This window comes from Spiribacter roseus, assembly GCF_002813635.1.
GTDB lineage: Bacteria > Pseudomonadota > Gammaproteobacteria > Nitrococcales > Nitrococcaceae > Spiribacter > Spiribacter roseus.
In genome coordinates, this window is sequence record NZ_CP016382.1 from 941028 (window position 1) to 959518 (window position 18491).

At 63.7% G+C, this 18491-nt stretch carries 17 protein-coding genes; 14 read left to right on the forward strand and 3 right to left on the reverse strand.

What is annotated here, in order from left to right; all coding sequences use genetic code 11:
• Positions 1–39: 39 nt before the first annotated feature.
• On the forward strand, positions 40–477 hold the full coding sequence (locus BBH56_RS04685) for a SufE family protein (protein WP_148122099.1): 438 nt from the start codon (positions 40–42) through the stop codon (positions 475–477).
• Positions 478–493: 16 nt separating this feature from the next.
• Here BBH56_RS04685 and BBH56_RS04690 read toward each other — a convergent pair whose 3' ends face one another.
• A complete protein-coding gene (locus BBH56_RS04690) occupies positions 494–1255 on the reverse strand; it encodes an SDR family NAD(P)-dependent oxidoreductase (RefSeq protein WP_148122100.1) in 762 nt (253 codons plus the stop codon).
• A 62-nt stretch (positions 1256–1317) separates the two neighbouring features.
• Between BBH56_RS04690 and cysG the strand changes: the two genes are divergently transcribed.
• The 8 genes from cysG (at position 1318) to BBH56_RS04730 (ending at position 11001) form a co-directional block, all read left to right on the forward strand.
• Positions 1318–2808, forward strand: a complete 1491-nt coding sequence (gene cysG / locus BBH56_RS04695) for a siroheme synthase CysG (protein WP_148122101.1) — start codon at positions 1318–1320, stop codon at positions 2806–2808.
• Positions 2777–3613: a uroporphyrinogen-III synthase gene (locus BBH56_RS04700; protein ID WP_235012781.1), complete on the forward strand. Its 837-nt coding sequence runs from the start codon at positions 2777–2779 to the stop codon at positions 3611–3613. Before cysG ends, BBH56_RS04700 begins: the two co-directional genes overlap by 32 nt.
• A 147-nt stretch (positions 3614–3760) precedes the next feature.
• Positions 3761–5533, forward strand: a complete 1773-nt coding sequence (locus BBH56_RS04705) for a NirA family protein (protein ID WP_148122103.1) — start codon at positions 3761–3763, stop codon at positions 5531–5533.
• 21 nt (positions 5534–5554) lie between these two features.
• Positions 5555–7120, forward strand: coding sequence for a sulfite reductase subunit alpha (locus BBH56_RS04710; protein WP_148122104.1), 1566 nt, complete (start codon positions 5555–5557; stop codon positions 7118–7120).
• A gap of 21 nt (positions 7121–7141) precedes the next feature.
• Positions 7142–7588 carry a cyanase gene (cynS, locus tag BBH56_RS04715; protein ID WP_148122748.1) on the forward strand — a complete coding sequence of 149 codons (447 nt, stop codon included), beginning with the start codon at positions 7142–7144 and terminating at the stop codon, positions 7586–7588.
• 79 nt (positions 7589–7667) lie between these two features.
• The gene (locus BBH56_RS04720; RefSeq protein ID WP_148122105.1) at positions 7668–8486 is read left to right on the forward strand and encodes a formate/nitrite transporter family protein; all 819 of its coding nucleotides are present in this window, start codon (positions 7668–7670) and stop codon (positions 8484–8486) included.
• Between the two features lie 80 nt (positions 8487–8566).
• On the forward strand, positions 8567–10282 hold the full coding sequence (locus BBH56_RS04725) for a protein kinase domain-containing protein (protein WP_148122106.1): 1716 nt from the start codon (positions 8567–8569) through the stop codon (positions 10280–10282).
• A gap of 35 nt (positions 10283–10317) precedes the next feature.
• Positions 10318–11001, forward strand: a complete 684-nt coding sequence (locus BBH56_RS04730; protein ID WP_148122107.1) for a histidine phosphatase family protein — start codon at positions 10318–10320, stop codon at positions 10999–11001.
• On the opposite strand, the gene BBH56_RS04735 is transcribed toward BBH56_RS04730, so the two are convergent.
• On the reverse strand, positions 10984–11151 hold the full coding sequence (locus BBH56_RS04735; RefSeq protein WP_198515270.1) for a hypothetical protein: 168 nt from the start codon (positions 11149–11151) through the stop codon (positions 10984–10986). The two genes, BBH56_RS04730 and BBH56_RS04735, sit on opposite strands and share 18 nt — an antisense overlap.
• Before the next feature lie 345 nt (positions 11152–11496).
• Here BBH56_RS04735 and BBH56_RS04740 point away from each other — a divergent pair, with 345 nt between their 5' ends.
• From BBH56_RS04740 to BBH56_RS04760, 5 genes are read left to right on the forward strand one after another with little or no spacing between them, the layout of a single operon-like run.
• On the forward strand, positions 11497–12360 hold the full coding sequence (locus tag BBH56_RS04740; protein ID WP_110882669.1) for a Brp/Blh family beta-carotene 15,15'-dioxygenase: 864 nt from the start codon (positions 11497–11499) through the stop codon (positions 12358–12360).
• 3 nt (positions 12361–12363) lie between these two features.
• Complete coding sequence (locus BBH56_RS04745) at positions 12364–12987, forward strand: CDP-alcohol phosphatidyltransferase family protein (RefSeq protein ID WP_148122109.1); 624 nt, start codon at positions 12364–12366, stop codon at positions 12985–12987.
• Positions 12984–14216 carry an ABC transporter substrate-binding protein gene (locus tag BBH56_RS04750; RefSeq protein ID WP_148122110.1) on the forward strand — a complete coding sequence of 411 codons (1233 nt, stop codon included), beginning with the start codon at positions 12984–12986 and terminating at the stop codon, positions 14214–14216. Before BBH56_RS04745 ends, BBH56_RS04750 begins: the two co-directional genes overlap by 4 nt.
• Before the next feature lie 6 nt (positions 14217–14222).
• Complete coding sequence (locus BBH56_RS04755) at positions 14223–15920, forward strand: ABC transporter permease (protein ID WP_148122111.1); 1698 nt, start codon at positions 14223–14225, stop codon at positions 15918–15920.
• Complete coding sequence (locus tag BBH56_RS04760; protein ID WP_148122112.1) at positions 15904–16560, forward strand: ATP-binding cassette domain-containing protein; 657 nt, start codon at positions 15904–15906, stop codon at positions 16558–16560. Before BBH56_RS04755 ends, BBH56_RS04760 begins: the two co-directional genes overlap by 17 nt.
• Here BBH56_RS04760 and BBH56_RS04765 read toward each other — a convergent pair.
• Entirely contained in the window at positions 16557–18449 is a 1893-nt protein-coding gene (locus tag BBH56_RS04765) for an ATP-binding cassette domain-containing protein (protein WP_148122113.1), read from the reverse strand. The two genes, BBH56_RS04760 and BBH56_RS04765, sit on opposite strands and share 4 nt — an antisense overlap.
• Positions 18450–18491: the final 42 nt, after the last annotated feature.

An 18491-nucleotide genomic window follows, 5' to 3' on the forward strand; every position in this document is an offset into this window, starting at 1 on the left:
ATGTTATCGTATACCTATCAATGATTGGAGGAATCAGCCATGGATCTGCAGCGCCTCATCGATACGTTCAACTTCCTCGACAACTGGGAAGATCGTTATCGCCTGTTGATCGACATGGGTCGCGAGTTACCGGAACTGCCCGACGAGGCACGCACCGAAGCCAACCGCGTCGATGGCTGCACCAGTAATGTCTGGCTCGAGACGACGATAAGTAACGAGCACCCGCCGCGGATGTTCTTCACTGCCGACAGCGACGCCTTCATCGTCAAGGGACTGGTCGCCATCCTGCTCAAGGCCTACTCGGGGAAGACGCCTCAGGAAATCCTCAACACCGACATCGAGTCGCTCTTTGATGACCTGGGGCTCTCGCAGCAGCTGACCGCCAATCGCCGCGACGGCTTTGTCGCGATGGTCAAACAGGTCCGCAACCGCGCCCAGGCCGTCCAGGCTGACGAGACCGCGGGCGCGCCGGGTTAGGAGCCCGTCCGCAGGCTCAAGGCCGCAGGAAAGCGCCGGCGAAGTGCTCGGTCGACATGTCGATCAGGGCCTCGGCCATTGCCCCGGCAACGGCCTCGGCCGAGCGGGATTGGCCAGCGGCAAGCGCCTGGTCGAGGTAGTCAACATGCGGCAGACCGCAACGACGCGCTGCCTCAAGATGGGTGCGGATGCCCGGGGTATCCACCAATCCCGGCTGAAACAGTGCGACGTCGGGCTCCGTCACCGCCGACCGGGCGAACTCCATCGTCAGCTGCTCGAATAAGCGCGCCAGCGCCTTTTTGCTGATGCCGTAACTGCCAGTGCCCGGCTGGGGGCGATCGGCTATCCCGGCACCCACCATGAGCACCCGTGACGGATACGCCGCCCGCAGCAGCGGCAGCAGCCCCTGGGTGAGGGCGAGCGGTGCCGTGACATTGACTGCCAGCGCCTGGGCCAGGTCGTCGGGATCAATGCCCTCAATGCCGGTCGCCGGTTCCCCCACCCCAGCGTTGTGCACCAGATAACGCAGCCGCGCCCCGGTCGGCTCAAGGCGCTCGCCGAGCTTTGTGATCAGACGCTGGCGATCATCCCTGATGGCGATGTCGCCGGGCAGGACAAAACCCGTCGCGCCCTCCGGCAGTGACGCGCATGTGCGCTCGAGTGCATCGCGGCGCCGACCGATCAATGCCACCGAGAGCCCCCAGTCGGCGAGTTCGACGGCCAGCGCCGCGCCAATACCCGAGCCTGCCCCCGTGATGACGGCCACGTCAGTCGCCATGTCACCTCCTTACGGCACGAGTTTTGCAGATTTTCGCTGTGAATCCTCGACGCGGAGATCCCATGGACCAACTCCCCATTTTCATGAACCTTCAGGGTGAACGTTGTCTGGTCGTGGGCGGCAATGCCGTTGCCGCCCGCAAGGCAGAGCTTCTCAAAAAAGCCAACGCAGAAGTAACACTGGTCACCCGCCAGCTTGAGGGCGAAGCCCAGCGAATGGTTGCTGACGGCTATCTGGAATGGCATGACGCCTCATTCCAGCGCCGCTACCTGGACCACGTACGCCTGGTAATCGCTACCACGGACGACGAGGAGGAGGCGCGCCGCGTCTATAACGCCTGTGTCGAGCGGGGCATTCCCGTCAACGTTGCGGACGTCCCGTCGATGTGCACTTTCATTCTCCCCGGTATCGTCGACCGCAGTCCAATGACCATCGCGGTCTCCACCGGCGCACGATCGCCCGTTCTGGCTCGCCTGGTCAGGCGGCGACTGGAATCGCTCATCCCACCCTCGTACGGACGCCTCACCCGGCTGCTCGAGAGATTTCGGGAAAAGGCCAAGCGGTGCATCGAGGGCGTTGATAATCGCCAGCGCTTCTGGGAAGCGGTTATTGAAGGGCCCATCGGAAACATGGCGATGGCAGGCCGTGAGGAACAGGCCGCTGCCGCGCTTGATGGGCGTCTCGAAAGCGGCATCACCGAACCGGATACCGGCGAAGTGTATTTAATTGGCGCCGGTCCGGGCGCCGTCGATTTGCTGACGAATCAGGCACAGCGTCTTCTAAGCTCCGCAGACATTGTCATCTATGACCGTCTGGTTTCACCGGCAATCGTCGACCTCGCCCGCCGCGAGGCCGAGCGCGTCTATGTGGGCAAAACCGCCGGACGACATGCCATGGACCAGCAGTCAATCAGCCGGCTGCTGGTCGATAAGGCCCGGCAGGGGTGCCGTGTGGCCCGACTGAAAGGCGGTGACCCTTTCATTTTTGGTCGTGGGGGCGAAGAGCTCGACGCCATCGTGGAAGCCGGCATCGACTTTCAGATTGCCCCGGGGGTGACCGCCGCCAGCGGCTGTGCGAGCTATGCGGGCATTCCACTCACCCATCGCGACCACGCCCATTCGGTCCGGTTCATCACTGGCCATCGCCATAGCGGCGTGTTGCGACTGCCGTGGTCCGATTTAGCCCAGTGTTCAGACACATTGGTTTTCTACATGGGTCTCGGGAGCTTGCCTGAAATATGCGCAGGCCTGGTTGAACACGGCCGCAAGCCAGCCACTCCTGCCGTTGTGATCGAGCAGGGGACAACAGCCAACCAGCGAGTGATCCGCGCCACGCTGGCGGATCTTGATCAACACGTGGCAGACGTCCGCCCCCCTGCCCTATTGATCGTCGGCGAAGTTGCACATCTGTCGAGACGCTTTGCCTGGTTCGCCGGCGACCGGGAGCAATCAGCTTTCATGCCCGGTTACTGCATCGACGGCCGAGGCCCGCATGACCCCACACAGGCGAGGATTGGACTCCATGATGACGAAGATTCAACCACAGCCGTTTGAAGGCTACCGGATCGCCATTCTCGAGACACGGCAGGCCACAGAGCTGGCAGGGCTTCTCGAGCGTCGGGGTGCCGTTGTCGAGTATTGCGCGCTGATTGGGATCAAACCGACACCCGATACGGACCGGGTCGATAGGTGGCTCAAACGGTTCATCAACGATCACGCAATCAACGATCTGGTGATCCTCACGGGAGAGGCCATTCGCCGACTCCATGATCGTGCCCAGCTGATCGGCATGGATACCGCACTGCGCGACCGTCTCGCCGCAGTCAATCTGCTCACGCGCGGGCCAAAGCCTGGGCGCGCCCTGCGTCAGTGGGGCCTTTCGGAAACCACCCGGAGCGACACACCGACCACCGATGGAGTAATCCGGACTCTGACTGCCCAGGGCGTCAGATCAAGTGCCGTCGGCCTCGCTTTATACGGCACCGAACCCAATCTGCCCCTTCAGAACGCCATTAAGGCCCTCGGCGCTGAGCCGGTTCCCGTCTGGCCCTATGTCTACACCGACCACAATGACGAGTACCGCGCGAAGGCCCTCGTAGGGCGCATTATCAGCGGCGAAGTCGATGCCATCATTTTCTCGACAAAGCGCCAGGCAGACGTGCTGATGCAGATCAGTCAGGCACAGGGCGCGGAGCAATCCCTCCGGGACGCCCTCGCCGCCATGACCGTCGGAGCGATGGGGCCGGTTGTCGAGAACAAGCTCCGCTCACTCGCGATCCATGTCGATGCCGCACCGGCCGGGCGATATTTCATGCGGCCATTGACTGATGCGCTCGCGCGCGCGATGGCCGCTCAGTGAACCAATCTGGAAGTCGTGGTGCAGCAACTGCACCAACGTTGGTCAGAGTGGCGTGCTGCGGACTTCTCAACCGCGACAATATCCGACGTACTGGTTGGCACGAATCATGCCCTACCCCGGGCAAGGCCACGCAATGGAGCGTCGACGATGAGTGATCAGCCGCTCTTCTCTCAATTGACCGACGAGCAGCGCGAGTACCTCAAAGGTTTCGCTTCCGGGGTTGATGCCCGCCGTGAAAAGGCGGGACTGGCAAAGCTGTTCGAGCCAAATGCAGACGCGGCGGGGACGCGGGTTCATAACCACCCGGACGCGCTTCAGCTCGACGCGCAGGAACGTGCCGAGGCGGCTGGTGAGAAACTCGTCCCCGAGGAGATCGCCAAGCGCGATGCACCGCCACTGGATATGTGGCCCACGATTCGAGCCAATGCCGCCGAGGGGACCGTGCCGAAGGGCACCGAGGTGTTCCGTTATAAGTATCACGGTCTGTTTTATACGGCGCCTAATCAGGATGCTTTCATGTGCCGCTTGCGGGCACCCAATGGCCACTTCACCGGCAGGCAGGCCATGGGTATCGCGGACGTCGCCGACGAGCATGCCGGCGGTTACGCCCACGTCACCACCCGCGCCAATCTCCAGATCCGCGAAATCGGTCCTCACAGCACTGATCAGGTGCTTTTGAGGCTGCAGGAGCTGGGCATCATCACGCGGGGCGCCGGTGCCGACAACGTCCGCAACATCACCGGAGATCCGCTTGCCGGGATCGACCCACAGGCGTACTTCAACACCCGGCCGCTATGCCGCGAGATGCACTACCACCTGATCAACACCCGTGCGCTTTACGGGTTACCACGAAAGTTCAACATCGCCTTCAATGGCGGCGGACTGGTCCGAGGGGTTTCGGACACCAACGACATCGATTTCAGTGCCGTCATCAAGCCGGACGGCGACGTCGGGTTTCAAGTGGGCATTGGCGGCATTCCCGGACACGATGCCTTTGCCAGGGCCACCTCATGGGTCGTAACACCGGAGCAGTGTGTGCCGGTGGCCGACGCCATCCTACGCGCATACGCCGGTCGCGGCTGTCGCAGCGATCGCAAAAAGGCACGCATGAAGTACGTGCTCGACGAGATGGGCGATGACGCGTTCATGGATGCCGTACTTGGTCTGCTGGCCTTCCAGCCCGATCAGTTCGAACCCGACGATCTCAGGATACCCCCTCACCCCAGCCCGGATGCCCATGTCGGTGTCCACGCCCAGAACGACGGCGCACACCATTGGATTGGCGTTTGGACGCCTTTCGGCTATTGCAGCAGCGACCAGCTAAGGGGACTTGGCCGGATTGCTGACGCGGAAGGCGATGGGCTGGTCCGGCTCACGGTATGGCAGAACGCGATGATCGGCGGCATTCCCACAGAGCGCCTCGAGGCCGTCAAAGCAGCACTGGCGGGCCTCGGACTCGAGTATGACGTATCCACATTCCGTGCCGGCATGGTGGCCTGCACTGGCAACGTCGGATGCAAGTTCTCCAATACCAACACCAAAAGGGATGCGGGAGCACTGGCCGACTATCTCGAGAAACACCTGAAACTGGACTATCCGCTCAACATTCATGTCACGGGATGCCCCAACTCCTGTGCGCAGCACAAGGTGGCGGATATCGGGTTACTGGGTACCAAGGTTGAGCCTGAGGACGAGGATGACGAGCCGCTCGAGGGCTATCACCTTTATGTCGGCGGCGGCGTGGGTGAGAAACGCGGTCTGGGCGAAAAGATCACCGGTCCGCTGACCACCGACAGTGTCATTCCGCTGATCGCCGACGTGCTGAATGTCTATCACGACAGCCGACTCGGCCCTCACGAGTCGTTCCGGGACTTTGTGGGCCGCAGTGGGACGGCGGTTTTCGCTGCGGCCGTCAAATAAAAGCTGGATAGGAATACTGGAATGCAAGCACCCAGACTCCCGGACAATGCGCCCTTCGACCCCGGCTATCGAGCCTGGCTCAACGGCTATCTCGCCGGTCTGACCTCGACGGGTGAGGATCTTGAACTGGATGTCGATGGATCGGCCGAGCCAGTTTCCACTCAAAAGGCCATCGACCTGGATGAAGCGGCCTGGCACGACATGAGCCTGCCGTTGGATGAACGGATGAGCCTGGTCGCCGAAGATGCCCCGCTGCACCACCGTCTGATGGCGGCAATGGCACAACAGGACTGCGGCCAGTGCGGCTACGACTGCAAAGGCTACTCGGGTGCGCTCGCTTCCGGCGAAGAGACCGATCCCGGCCTGTGCGTACCGGGCAGTGCCAAAACCCGCAAGAAGGTCAAGGCACTGCTCGAGACCAGCGATACCGTCAGTTCGGCGACCGCACCCTCAACACCAGAAATGCCAGTCATGGGGTATGCAAAGAACCACCCCTATATGGCTCATCTGAAATCGGTTCATCGCTTGAATGGACAAGGCTCGCCCAAGGAGACCGTCCACGCGGTCATCGACCTCAAGGACAGTGGCCTCGAGTACAGCCCCGGGGACTCCCTGGGTGTCTACCCGAGAAACAGCCCCGGTCTGGTAACCGGCATTCTCTCGGCGCTCAGTCTGGATGCCCGGGCGTCAATTGCGCTTCGGGAGGGAGAGTACACCGCTCACGAAGCCCTTTGCGGTTTGCTGGATGTGACATGCCCCAGCGACGAGGCACTCGAGTGTCTCGCACAGTCGGCCACCCGGCCGGCTGACCGGGAGGCCCTCGAGGCCATCGCCGAGGAGTCCCTCGACGACTCCCCACTGGATCTCTATGACATGCTCAGTCGCTACCCCAGCGCACGGCCGGACCCCGTCGAGCTCCTGAGCCGGCTCAATCCCCTGCGCCCGCGTCTGTATTCGATCTCATCCGCCTATCGCCACAACCCTGACGAGGTGCATCTAACCGTTGCGGCCGTCCGCTACGAAGCGGAGGGACGGCAGCGAGAAGGCGTCGCATCGACGTTCATCAGTGATCGCGCCCTGGGCAAACCGCTGCCGATTTATTTTCAGAAGGCACATGACTTCGGCCTACCCGATGATGATCAAACGCCCATCATCATGATTGGGCCGGGGACCGGCATTGCACCCTTTCGCGCTTTTCTGCAGGAGAGAGCCCATCAGCAGGCGACAGGCGGCGCATGGCTATTCTTCGGCAATCCCCATGAGCGCACCGATTTCCTGTACCGCGAGGAGCTTGAAGCCTGCATGGACGGTGGAGCACTGACCCGGCTGACCACCGCTTTTTCAAGGGATGGGACGGAAAAGGTTTACGTACAGGACCGTCTCATCGAGCAGTCACACGATCTCTGGCAGTGGCTTGAGGCCGGTGCCCATATCTACGTCTGTGGCGATGCGACGCAGATGGCCGCTGCCGTGCATGAAGCACTCATTCACGTCATTCAAAAGGAGGGCAGATACGAAAAGGCTGACGCATCCGATTATTTGGCCGCGCTCTCAAAAAACGGGCGCTATCAACGCGATATCTACTGAAACCGCAGAATGGAGACATTGATGACAGCTAAAGACGCCGTACGCGAGGCAATCCTGAGTGCAAAGGCCGACAAAGCGATAAGCTGGGAAGAGATCGCCAACCATGTTGGCTGCTCGCCGGTTTTCCTCACGTCCGCCTGTCTCGGCGAAAACAGCCTGACCGAGGATCAGGCCAGTGCGGTCACCGCGCTGCTGGGGCTCGACAGTGCCCATATTCCAGCGCTGACCAGCTGCCCGGCCAAGGGGCAGCGCATCCATGAGCTGGCCAACGATCCGCTGGTCTACCGATTCCAGGAGATTACTGCCGTCTATGGAGAGACGCTCAAAGAGCTGATCCACGAGAAAGCCGGTGACGGAATCATGAGCGCGATCGATTTCACCATGGAAGTTGAAAAAGTTCCGGATCCGAAAGGCGACCGGATTCAGGTCACGATGAACGGGAAGTTCCTCCCATACCGTCGCTGGTGATACTGGCACTCACGCTCAAGGCATGTCTGCACCCGACATGCCTTGAACCAGACCACATTCAAAGACCGGAAGATAATCGATGTCCTACTTACAGCCGAGCGAATTTGTAACGAAGCTGGTGGACCAGGGCGAGTCCAAGGTGTACATGAGCGAGCGGGATACCGTTCTGCGGGGTATCATGGCCGGGGCCACCCTTGCATTGGCCGTTCTTTTCGCAATTTCCATCGCCGTTAATACCGGCAACTTCCTGATCGGTGCCCTGTTGTTTCCGGTTGGTTTCTCAATGCTTTATCTGATGGGATACGACCTGCTCACGGGTGTATTCACCATCGTGCCGCTGGCCTGGCTCGACGGGCGTCCCGGCGTGACCATCCCACGCATGCTGAAATGCTGGGGGTTGGTGGGCCTTGGTAACCTCATCGGCTCGCTGTTCATCGCCTTTTTTGCCTATCTCTATCTTTCTCAGGGGTTCGCCAATGAGGTGAACGCGATCGGCGAGCAGATGATGGCCGTCGGCGAGAGCCGTACGAGCATGTACGCCGATGCCGGCGCCTGGGGGATGGTCCATCTTTTCATGCGGGGTATGTTCTGTAACTGGATGGTCTCCATGGGGGTCGTCGGCGCGTCGATCTCGACAACGGTGCCCGGCAAGATTCTCGGTATGTGGATGCCGATCATCGTGTTCTTCTATCTGGGCTTCGAGCATTCCGTCGTGAACATGTTTCTCTTCCCGCTAGGGCTCATGATGGGCGCCGAGTTCACGCTGGGCGATTATCTGATCTGGAACGAGATCCCGACGGTGTTGGGTAATCTTGTCGGCGGCCTGCTGCTGGTCGGCCTCGTGCTCTACACCACCCATGTGCGCACGGGTGCCAGAAAGGAGTTCAACGACTCCTGATTCAGTACTGGATCGTAGAACGTAACGCAGGGGCCGGTGCCTGACATCGGCCCCTTTTTCATTGCTCAGGACGGGTTATTGTGTGCGCTCTGAAAATTGACTTCGGACAGTGGACGGCAGCCGGTGAGAAGGCTGTCAATCAGGATGCCTGCGCCGCGCGGATCCCCGTCGGCCCTGATCTGGATACCAAGGGCATCACCATCGCAATCGCCGACGGCATCGGGTCAAGCGAAGTCAGTGACATCGCAAGTCAAACGGCGGTCGAAGCGATTGTCAGCGACTACTACTCCACTTCCGCGGCCTGGTCGGTAAAAAACGCGCTCAGCAAAGTGGTCAACGCCACTAACGGCTGGCTGCATGCGCGCACCGACAACAGCTGGGCGCGCTACGACAAGGATCGTGGATACGTCTGCACGCTGACGACGCTGGTCCTCAAAGGCCGCACGGCGCACTGCGTGCATGTCGGAGATACCCGGGCCTGCCGATTCACCCCAACGGCGGCCGAGCCACTGACAAGGGATCATCATGCGGTCGGGGTCGACGGTAAGGCCGCGCTGTCGAGGGCCATCGGCGTCCAGGCGGCCGTTGAGCTGGACTACGCAACCAGCCAGTTCGATATCGGCGACTGGTTTGTCCTGACCACCGATGGCGTCCACGAATTCGTCAGCGAACAGGCGCTCAGCGCCCACCTGCGAAGTGATCAGAGCTGCCAGGACATTGCCCGTGCCCTGTGCCAGACGGCCCTCGAAAACGGTAGCAACGATAATGTGACAGCCCAGGTGCTACGAATTGAGCAGGCACCGGACAAAGACACCGATGAATGGCTGCGGGGTAGCGAGACGCTGCCGCTCCCACCCGATCTGCAACCCGGCGACCCGCTGGACGAGTTCCGGGTCATCCGCGAAGTCCATCGATCCCACCGCAGTAGCGCCCTTCTCGCCCAACACCGGGATTCCGATCAGTACGCGCTCATCAAGGTCCCATCGGTGGAGCTGAGGGATGACCCGGCGGCGATGGAGCGCTTCATCGCCGAGGAATGGATTGCAGCCCGCGTGTCGAGCGCGTTCGTCCTCAGGCCGTTCCCGCGAACGCTCAAGCCGCAATACCTCTACGCCGCGTTTGAGTACATCGAGGGACTGAGCCTGCGCCAATGGATGCGCGATCATCCCAGACCCTCGCTCGCCGAGGTACGCGAGATCATCAGTCAGATCGGATATGGCCTGCGCGCCATGCACCGCCAGGAAATGCTCCACCAGGACCTTCGACCGGAGAACGTGATGATTGACGCGCAGGGAGAAGTCAAAATCATCGACTTCGGCGCCGTCGAAGTCCGTGGCGTGGCGGAAAATCATCAGGAGCGACCCCGGCAGATCCTGGGAACCCAGCAGTACAGCGCACCCGAGTACTTTCTCGGTTCAAACGGCATCGAGCGTTCCGACACTTACTCGCTGGGCGTCATCGCCTATGAAATGCTGACCGGTGATCTCCCCTATGGCCCCGCCGCAGCTCAGGTCCGGCAGGTCAGCGATCTCAGGAAGCTCAGATACCAGCCCTTGCAACGGAAGCGGCGGGAATGCCCGGACTGGTTGAACGCGGTTCTATCCACCGCCTGCCATCCGCGATACGAGCAGCGCTATGCGGATGTATCGGAATTCATTCACGCGCTCTACCACGGTAACGATCTCGGCTACACTGCCCACAGACAGCCGCTCATCGACCGCGATCCAGTGACATTCTGGCAGGTGGTCGCGGTGCTGCTCTCTTTATTGATCATACTGCAGTGGGCCATGCTCTAGCGGGTGCCCCGGCGAGCGACAAGACAACACTCCTCATGCGTTTAACCCTTATCCGTCACGCCCAGACCGTCGCCAACGACGAAGGGCGCTGGCAGGGTCACAGCGACTATCCGCTGACCCCCGCCGGACAGGCCCAGGCCCAGGCGCTGGCCGATGCCCTGGCCCATGAGCAGGCCCGGCAACCCGGCGAGTGGATAAACCCGGTCCTCTACAGCTCATCGCTGGGGCGGGCTCTCGCCACTGCACGCCCGATCGGGCAAGCACTGTCTGTACCCATCGCCTCCCGCGATGCCCTGCGTGAGTATGACGTGGGGGTTTTCTCAGGGTGCACGGCCACCGACCTGGATCGTGACTACCCGCAGATCATCGAGCGATTTCGACGGGACGGTCATTGGGACGATGTGCCCCAGGCGGAGCCGGTCGCGGCGCGGGCGCAACGCGCTGAGGCGGTCATCAATCAACTGCTGGCGGATCATGCCGACGGGCAGACCGTCATTGCTGTCACCCACGGTGGGTTCATGCAGTACCTGGTGGCGGCGCTGCTGGGTACTCGCCGCATCTGGGGGTTTCGGCCCGAGAACACGGCACGCTTTGAATTCACCCTGTCGGCGGCGGCCCAACGGGAGGACCTCGGCTCGCCGGGCGGCCTCAGCACCTATCGCTGCCGCATCAACCGATTCAACGACTGCGCGCATCTCACTTCAGCCAGCCGGCGCTGAGCGGGCGCGCTGCTCCAGATCGGCAAGGATGGCGGCATCCAGATCGATGGTCTGGTCGTGCCCGTGACGGGCCGCCAGCCGCCGTTCCCCGGGCAGCCGAACCCCCGGTTCCTCGGCCATTGTCGAGAGCATCGCCTCAACACGCCGCAAGAAGTCGTCCCCACCCGCAAAAAACCCGGGATCCAGCAGCAAAAACAACTGCCCCAGGGCGCGATGGCCGCCGAAATACCCGCCTCGATGGCGGGATAGGCGAATCCCGTCGACGCATCCACACCCACCACCGAGCGTGCATTATCAGCGCGGGTCCCGCTGCGCTCGAGCGCCGCACGGGCAAGGGATTCAAGCTGAGGGATCGAGCGTTCCATGATCAACCGCATCCTGTCCATCGTCAGCCAGCCGCGCAAGCCCTATCCTTGATCTGACAACGTATCCGCTACTCGTCGACCTTGGTAGTCTATTGGTCGGTCACCAACGATTCGCTCTGCGGAGGCGCTCATGGATACAACACACCGGCCGCCTGCCTACTGGCTGTTCCCTGCCGGACTGCTGATCTCGCTGGGGATCTCGCTACTCCCGGGTCAGTGGCCGCTTTATGCCGTGCTCGCGCTCAGCACCGCGGTGCTGGGCCTGCCCCACGGCAGTCTCGACACGGCGGTGGCGAAACGCTATCTGCACCTGGATAACGCGCCGCGCATGCTCGGTTTTCTGGGCGGGTACATGGCGCTGAGCGCGGCGGTGATCGCGATCTGGCTGCAGGTGCCCAACATCGCGCTCGCCGTCTTTCTGCTCTACTCCGCCGTGCATTTCGGTGACGATGTCGCCCATCGCCTCGGGCGCATCGGCGGAATCGGCTACGGGCTGTGGATCCTCGGCCTGCCGGTCACTTTCCACCCCGCAGTCGTCGAGCCGCTGTTCGCCATGCTCGGCGCTGATCAGACCGGACTGATCATCGCAGCCGCGCCCTGGGCGCTGGCGCTCGGTGGCGGGATCCTGCTGGCCGCACTGATCCTCCATCCGGAACGGGCAATGAGTGACTGGCGCGACCCGCTGCTGCTCGCTGTGGGCGCGGCGGTGCTGCATCCGCTGGCCTACTTCATCGCCTACTGGTGCTTTCTGCACAGCCCGCGGCATCTGACCATCGCGGCGCGCGATCTCAACCTCGACAGCTGGGGAGCGCGGCTGCGGGCGGTGGCGCCGACAACGCTCGCCACCTACGCACTGGCGGCAGCGGCCGTGCCCTTTCTCATGGACATGCCGAGCGATGCGATTCTCATGCAGGTCATCTTCATCGGTCTGGCCGCCCTGACGGTGCCGCACATGATCCTGGAACTGATCGCCAGCCCCAATCGCGTGGAATAGGCGGTGCTCGACGCCGCCCTTCAACCCCTGCAGCGCCGGGCCCTGACGCCCATCGCCCGATTCATGGTGGCACGCGGGATCGGTGCGGACACGGCCACTCTGACCGGCTTCGCGATGGGCATCATCGCGCTGCTTTTCATCGCCAATGGGGTCTATCTGGCGGGGCTGTCATTCATCCTGCTCAACCGGCTTCTTGACGGACTGGACGGGGCCATCGCCCGGCTGACCCGGCCCACCGACCGGGGTGCGTTTCTGGACATCGCCCTTGATTTCTTTTTCTACGCCACCGTCCCGCTCAGCTTTGCGGTGGCCGACCCGGCCGCCAATGCCCTGCCCGCCGCCGTGGTCATCACCGCATTCGTCGGGACCGGGTCATCGTTTCTTGCCTTCGCGGTGATCGCGGCCCAGCGTGGCCTGCCCGCCTCAGCGTTCACCGGCAAGGGGATCCACTATCTGAGCGGACTCACCGAAGGCACCGAGACCATCGCATTCTTTGTCGCAATCTGCTTATTCCCCGGCTACTTCGGCGAAATCGCCATCGGGTTCGCACTGGCCTGTCTGATCACCACGTTCACCCGATGGGTCCAGGGTATCCAGACTTTCCGCGAGCAGGAGTCAGCTTCATGAACAGCCGACATCACCGAGTCCGTGCGGGCTCACGGATACTGCTCCTGGCAATCGCCCTGGTGACGCCGGCCACTGCCCAGACCGGTGAGGATACCGGCTCGGACTGGGCACAGACGCTGCGCGAAGCCGAGGGTCAGACGGTGTACTGGAATGCCTGGGCCGGCGATCAGCGCACCAATGCCTTCATCCAGTGGGTCGGCGAGCAGACCGAGGCGCGGTTCGATGTGGCGGTCCGCCATGTCAAGCTCTCCGACACCGCTGAGGCGGTAACGCGGGTGGTGACCGAAAAGGCGGCCGGCCGCGACGAGCAGGGATCAGTGGATCTACTCTGGATCAACGGCCCCAACTTTCTGGCGATGAAGGAGCAGGACCTGCTGCACGGGCCGTTCGTGCGGGATCTGCCCAACAGCCGCTATCTCGACCTCAGTCGCGGATCAGCCAATACCACCGACTTCACGGTCCCGACCGAGGGGCTCGAGAGCCCGTGGCGACTGGCACGCTTTGTCTTCAATTACGACGCCGCCCGGGTCGAAAATCCACCGCGGACCATGCCGGCCCTGCTGGAGTGGGCGCAGGCCAACCCGGGCCGCTTTACGCACCCGCACCCGGATAACTTCATGGGCGCGACATTCCTCAAACAGGCGCTGATCGAGCTGACGCCCGACCCGGCGGTCCTTCAGGCGCCGGTGGAGGAGGCCGACTTCGCCACAGCAACCGCCCCACTGTGGGACTGGTATGACGCCATACAGCCGCACTTGTGGCGCGGCGGCGAGACCTATCCGGCCAACGAATCCGAGCAGCAGCGGCTGCTCAACGACGGGGCCGTTGATATCGGGCTGTCATTTGACCCGGCCTCCACCGCCGCCGCCATCAAGCAGGGATTGCTGCCACCGACAGCGCGGGTACTGATTCCGGAGGCCGGCAGCATCGGCAATGTCAGTTTCGTGGCGATCCCCTACAACGCCCGGCATACCGCCGGCGCCAGGGTTGTCGCCAACTTCCTCCTCTCACCACGGGCCCAGGCGCACATGCAGAACATCGAAGTGCTGGGTGCGTTTTCGGTGCTCGACTTCGATCGGCTGAGCGCCGAGCAGCGCGCCCGCTTTGAAGCCCTGCCCGACGCGCCCGCACTGCCCAGCCGCGAGGCGTTGGGCAGGACGCTGCCTGAACCGCATCCCAGCTGGATGACACGGCTCATCGAGACCTGGGCGCAGCGCTACACCCGCTAACGCTCGGTGGCGGCTGTCCTGCGCACCGGGCTGCGGATCCTGATCATTGCGGTACTCATCGGTCCGGTGCTGCTCGGGTTGGCGCAGACCCTCGGCGCGGCGTTCGGCTGGCTGCCCGCGCTTGGCGAGCGCAGTATCGGACTCGCCCCCTGGCGGACGCTGCTTGACCAGCCGGGACTCGCAACCTCGATCCAGCTCACCCTGTGGACCGGGCTGAGCGCCACCGGCTTCGGCTTTGCCCTCGCCTTTGCGCTGGTCGCCAGCCTTCACGGCCGATCCATTGGCCGCTCCCTCATGCCCTGGCTGGCCCCCTTTCTCGCCGCGCCCCACGCCGCCATCGCCATCGGCCTTGCGTTTATCCTCGCGCCCTCCGGTTGGTTACTGCGGCTCGTGGCGGCGCCCCTCGATCTGACCCGGCCCCCCGACTGGGCGCTGGTGGGCGATCCCATGGGCATCGGCTTGATCCTGGGCTTACTGGTCAAAGAGGTGCCGTTTCTGGCGTTGATCATGAGTGCCTCCGTCAGCCACCTGCCGGTCCAGCGCTGGCTGATCCAGGCAGGATCACTGGGATACTCCCGATCCGCCGCCTGGATCCGCGTGGTTCTGCCCCTGATGTGGCCCCAGATCCGGCTGCCGACGCTGATCGTGCTCAGCTATGCGCTCTCGAACGTCGACATGGCGCTGATTCTGGGGCCCGCCAACCCGCCGGTGCTCGCCGTCACGGTGTTGCGGGCCTATACCGCGCCCGAACTCTCGAGCCTGTTGACCGCCGGGGCCGGGGCCCTGCTGCAGGCGATGGTGGTCCTCGTCACCTTCGCCGGCGTCTGGACGATCGAGCGCATGACCGCCCTCATTGGCCGTGTGGCGCTGCGTCGCGGGCACCGGGGACGGCTGGCGGGCTTTGGCCTGGGGCTCGCCAGGGCGCTCAATCCGGTCCTGCTGAGCCTGGCGAGTGCGGCCATCCTGGCATTGATGGTCTGGTCGGTGACCTGGCGCTGGCCGTGGCCCAGCCGCCTCCCCGATCAGCTTTCGATGGCCGCCTGGCGGCAGCCGGGCGACAGCTGGATCGGGCCACTGGGCCATAGCCTGCTATTCGCGGGGGTAACGACCGCACTGGCATTGGCCCTTGCCATCGCCTGGCTTGAGAGCGAGCACCGCCGCGGGGCGACGCTGCTGGCCGGAATCCTCTACCTGCCGTTGCTGCTGCCTCAGATCGGGTTTCTGCCCGGGCTGCAGTTCGGCTTCCTTCAGTTGGGAATCGGCCCCGGGCTGCTGGCCGTAGGCTGGGCACACCTACTGTTCGTCTTCCCCTATGTGCTGCTCGTTCTGGTCGGTCCGTGGCGGGGGTATGACCCGCTTCTCAGCCGTCAGGCCGCGAGCCTGGGGGCCGGGCCGCTGCGACGCCTTTTGCGGGTCAAGCTGCCGGTCCTGTTGGGACCGGTGCTGGCGGCCGCCGCCATCGGCGTGGCGGTCTCCATCGCCCAGTATCTGCCCACGCTGATCATGGGCGGTGGGCGCATCAACACCCTCACCACCGAGGCGGTCAGTCTTGCGAGCGGCGCGGATCGCCGCATCGCCGCGGTCTATGCCATGCTCCAGATGCTGATCCCGATCGCCGCCTACGCCATCGCCATCATGACGCCGACGCTGCGCGCACGGCGCCGTCGTTTTCTCAGGGAGTCGCCTTATGCCGCTGGCGATTGACTCACTCGCCATCCGGGCCCCAGGTGGCGCGCCATTGTTTGCGCCGCTCACCATCCAGGTCGAGGCGGGCAGCGTGACCACCGTGATGGGCCCCTCGGGTGTGGGCAAGACGACGCTGTTGCACGGGATTGCCGGGCATCTGCCCGGCGGCTTCGCGCTGACCGGTCACCTCGCGCTGAATGGCCGCCCCCTCAATGGCCTCCCCGCGGAACAGCGGCGCATCGGCATGATGTTTCAGGACGCCGGGCTTTTTCCGCATCTGAGCGTCGGTGACAACCTGGCGTTCGGTCTGCGGGCGACGGTGCGGGGACGACGGGCGCGTGCACGGCTGGTCGACGAAGCCCTGTCCACGGCGGGCCTCGAGGGCATGGGCGACCGGGACCCGGCGACGCTGTCCGGCGGCCAGCGGGCCCGCGCCGCGCTGATGCAGAGCCTGCTGGCCGAACCCGAGGCAATCCTGCTGGACGAGCCCTTCTCGCGGCTCGATCAGGCGCTGCGCAACGGGATTCGCGGGTTTGTGCTCGACCACATCCGGGCCCGGTCGATCCCCGCCCTGCTGGTCACCCATGATCCGGCCGATGCGCAGGCCGCCGGCGGCCCGATGATCCCGCTGGACCCGGCGGGCGTGGTCAACACCTAGCCCAGACGGGCGCGCTGCGCCTCCAGGGCCTCCCAGCGGTCATAGGCCGCGGCGAGCTCGGCCTCGGCCTGCTCGAGGGCGTCCAGAGTGGCCTGAACGGTGGCTGCGTCCGCTTGGTAGAGGGTGGGATCATTGGCCTTCTCACGCGCGGCTTCGGCGGCAGCCTCCAGCGTTTCGATGCGCGCGGGCAGTTCATCGAGCTCCAGGGCCTCGCCATAACTCAGCTTACGCGGCTTTTTCGGCGACGATGCCGGTTTACTGGCGCGACGCTTCGCCGGCTCCCGGGGCGCCGCGTCTGCCTGACTCTGCCGCCGCCAGTCCTCGTAACCACCGACGTATTCGCCGATATGGCCACCGGCCTCGGGAACGAAAACACTGGTGACGACATTGTCGAGAAACGCCCGATCGTGCGAGACCAGCAGCAGCGTGCCGGTGTAGTCCACCAACCGCTCTTCGAGCAGCTCGAGGGTCTCGACATCCAGGTCATTGGTGGGCTCGTCGAGGATCAGCAGATTCGAGGGGCGCGCGAACAGCTGCGCGAGCAGCAGGCGATTGCGCTCGCCCCCCGACAGCCGGCTGATCGGGGCATTGGCGCGCTCGGGCGAGAACAGGAAGTCCTGCAGATAACCCATTACATGACGCCGTTTGCCATCCCCCAGATCGATGAAGTCCTCGCCGCCGGCCACGTTCTCGCGCGCCGTGCGGCGGTCGTCCAGCGACGCACGGTGCTGATCGAAGTAGGCCACCTGAAGCCCTGTCCCCAGTTTGATCGACCCGCTGTCCGGCGCCAGCTCGCCGACCAGCAGCCGGATCAGGGTGGTCTTGCCCACCCCGTTGGGGCCAAGGATGCCGATCCGGTCACCACGAATGATGCGGGTGCTGAAATCGGTCACCAGCGGCTTGCCGTCGATGGCATAGCTCAGATGCTCGGCCTCGATGACCCGCTTGCCGGAGCGCTCGCCCTCGGCCATTGTCAGCCGCGCTTCGCCGGGCCGCTCACGGCGTTCGGCGCGCGCCTTGCGCATGGCCTTGAGGGCCCGCACCCGGCCCTCGTTGCGGGTTCGCCGAGCCTTGATGCCCTGACGGATCCAGGCCTCCTCCTGTTTGAGCTTTTTATCGAAACGCGCCTGCTCCTCGGCCTCGGCATGATCGCGCTCCTCGCGGCGTCGCAGGTAGTTCGCATAATCGCCTGGCCAACTGGTGAGCTGACCCCGATCGATCTCGACGATGCGGGTGGCGACGGCCTGCAGAAAGGCCCGGTCATGGGTGACGAATACCACGGCGCCATCGAATTCGCGCATGAAATTCTCGAGCCAACGGATCGCGTCGATATCCAGGTGGTTGGTGGGCTCGTCGAGCAACAGCACGTCGGGGCCCGGCACCACCGCGCGTGCCAGCAGGACACGCCGCTTGAGACCACCGGAAAGCCCCGAGAAAAGGCTGTCCGCCGGCAGCCCGAAGCGGGTCAGCACGGCATCGACGCGCTGCTCGATCTGCCAGCCGCCCGCCGCCTCGATGCGGGACTGCAGATCGGTGAGCTCGTCGATGTCGCCCTCACCGGCGCCGATCGCCATGGCCAGATCATGGTGGCGGGCAAGCAACTCCCCCAGCGATCCCAGGCCTTCGGTCACCACATCGAACACCCGACCGTCGAGATGATCGGGGACGGCCTGCTCGAGGCGTGAGACCTTCGCCGCCTCACCACGCTGCACCCGTCCGGCATCCGGCTCGATCGCGCCCTCGATGATGCGCAGCAACGTCGATTTACCGACACCATTGCGGCCGACCAGGCACACGCGTTCGCGATCCTCAATGGTCAGCGATGCATCCTTGAGCAGCGGCGGACCACCGACGGAAAACTCGATTTCATCAACGCGGATCAGACTCATGGATACTCCTCTGGACAAGCCGCCAGTCTAACAGAGGCAATT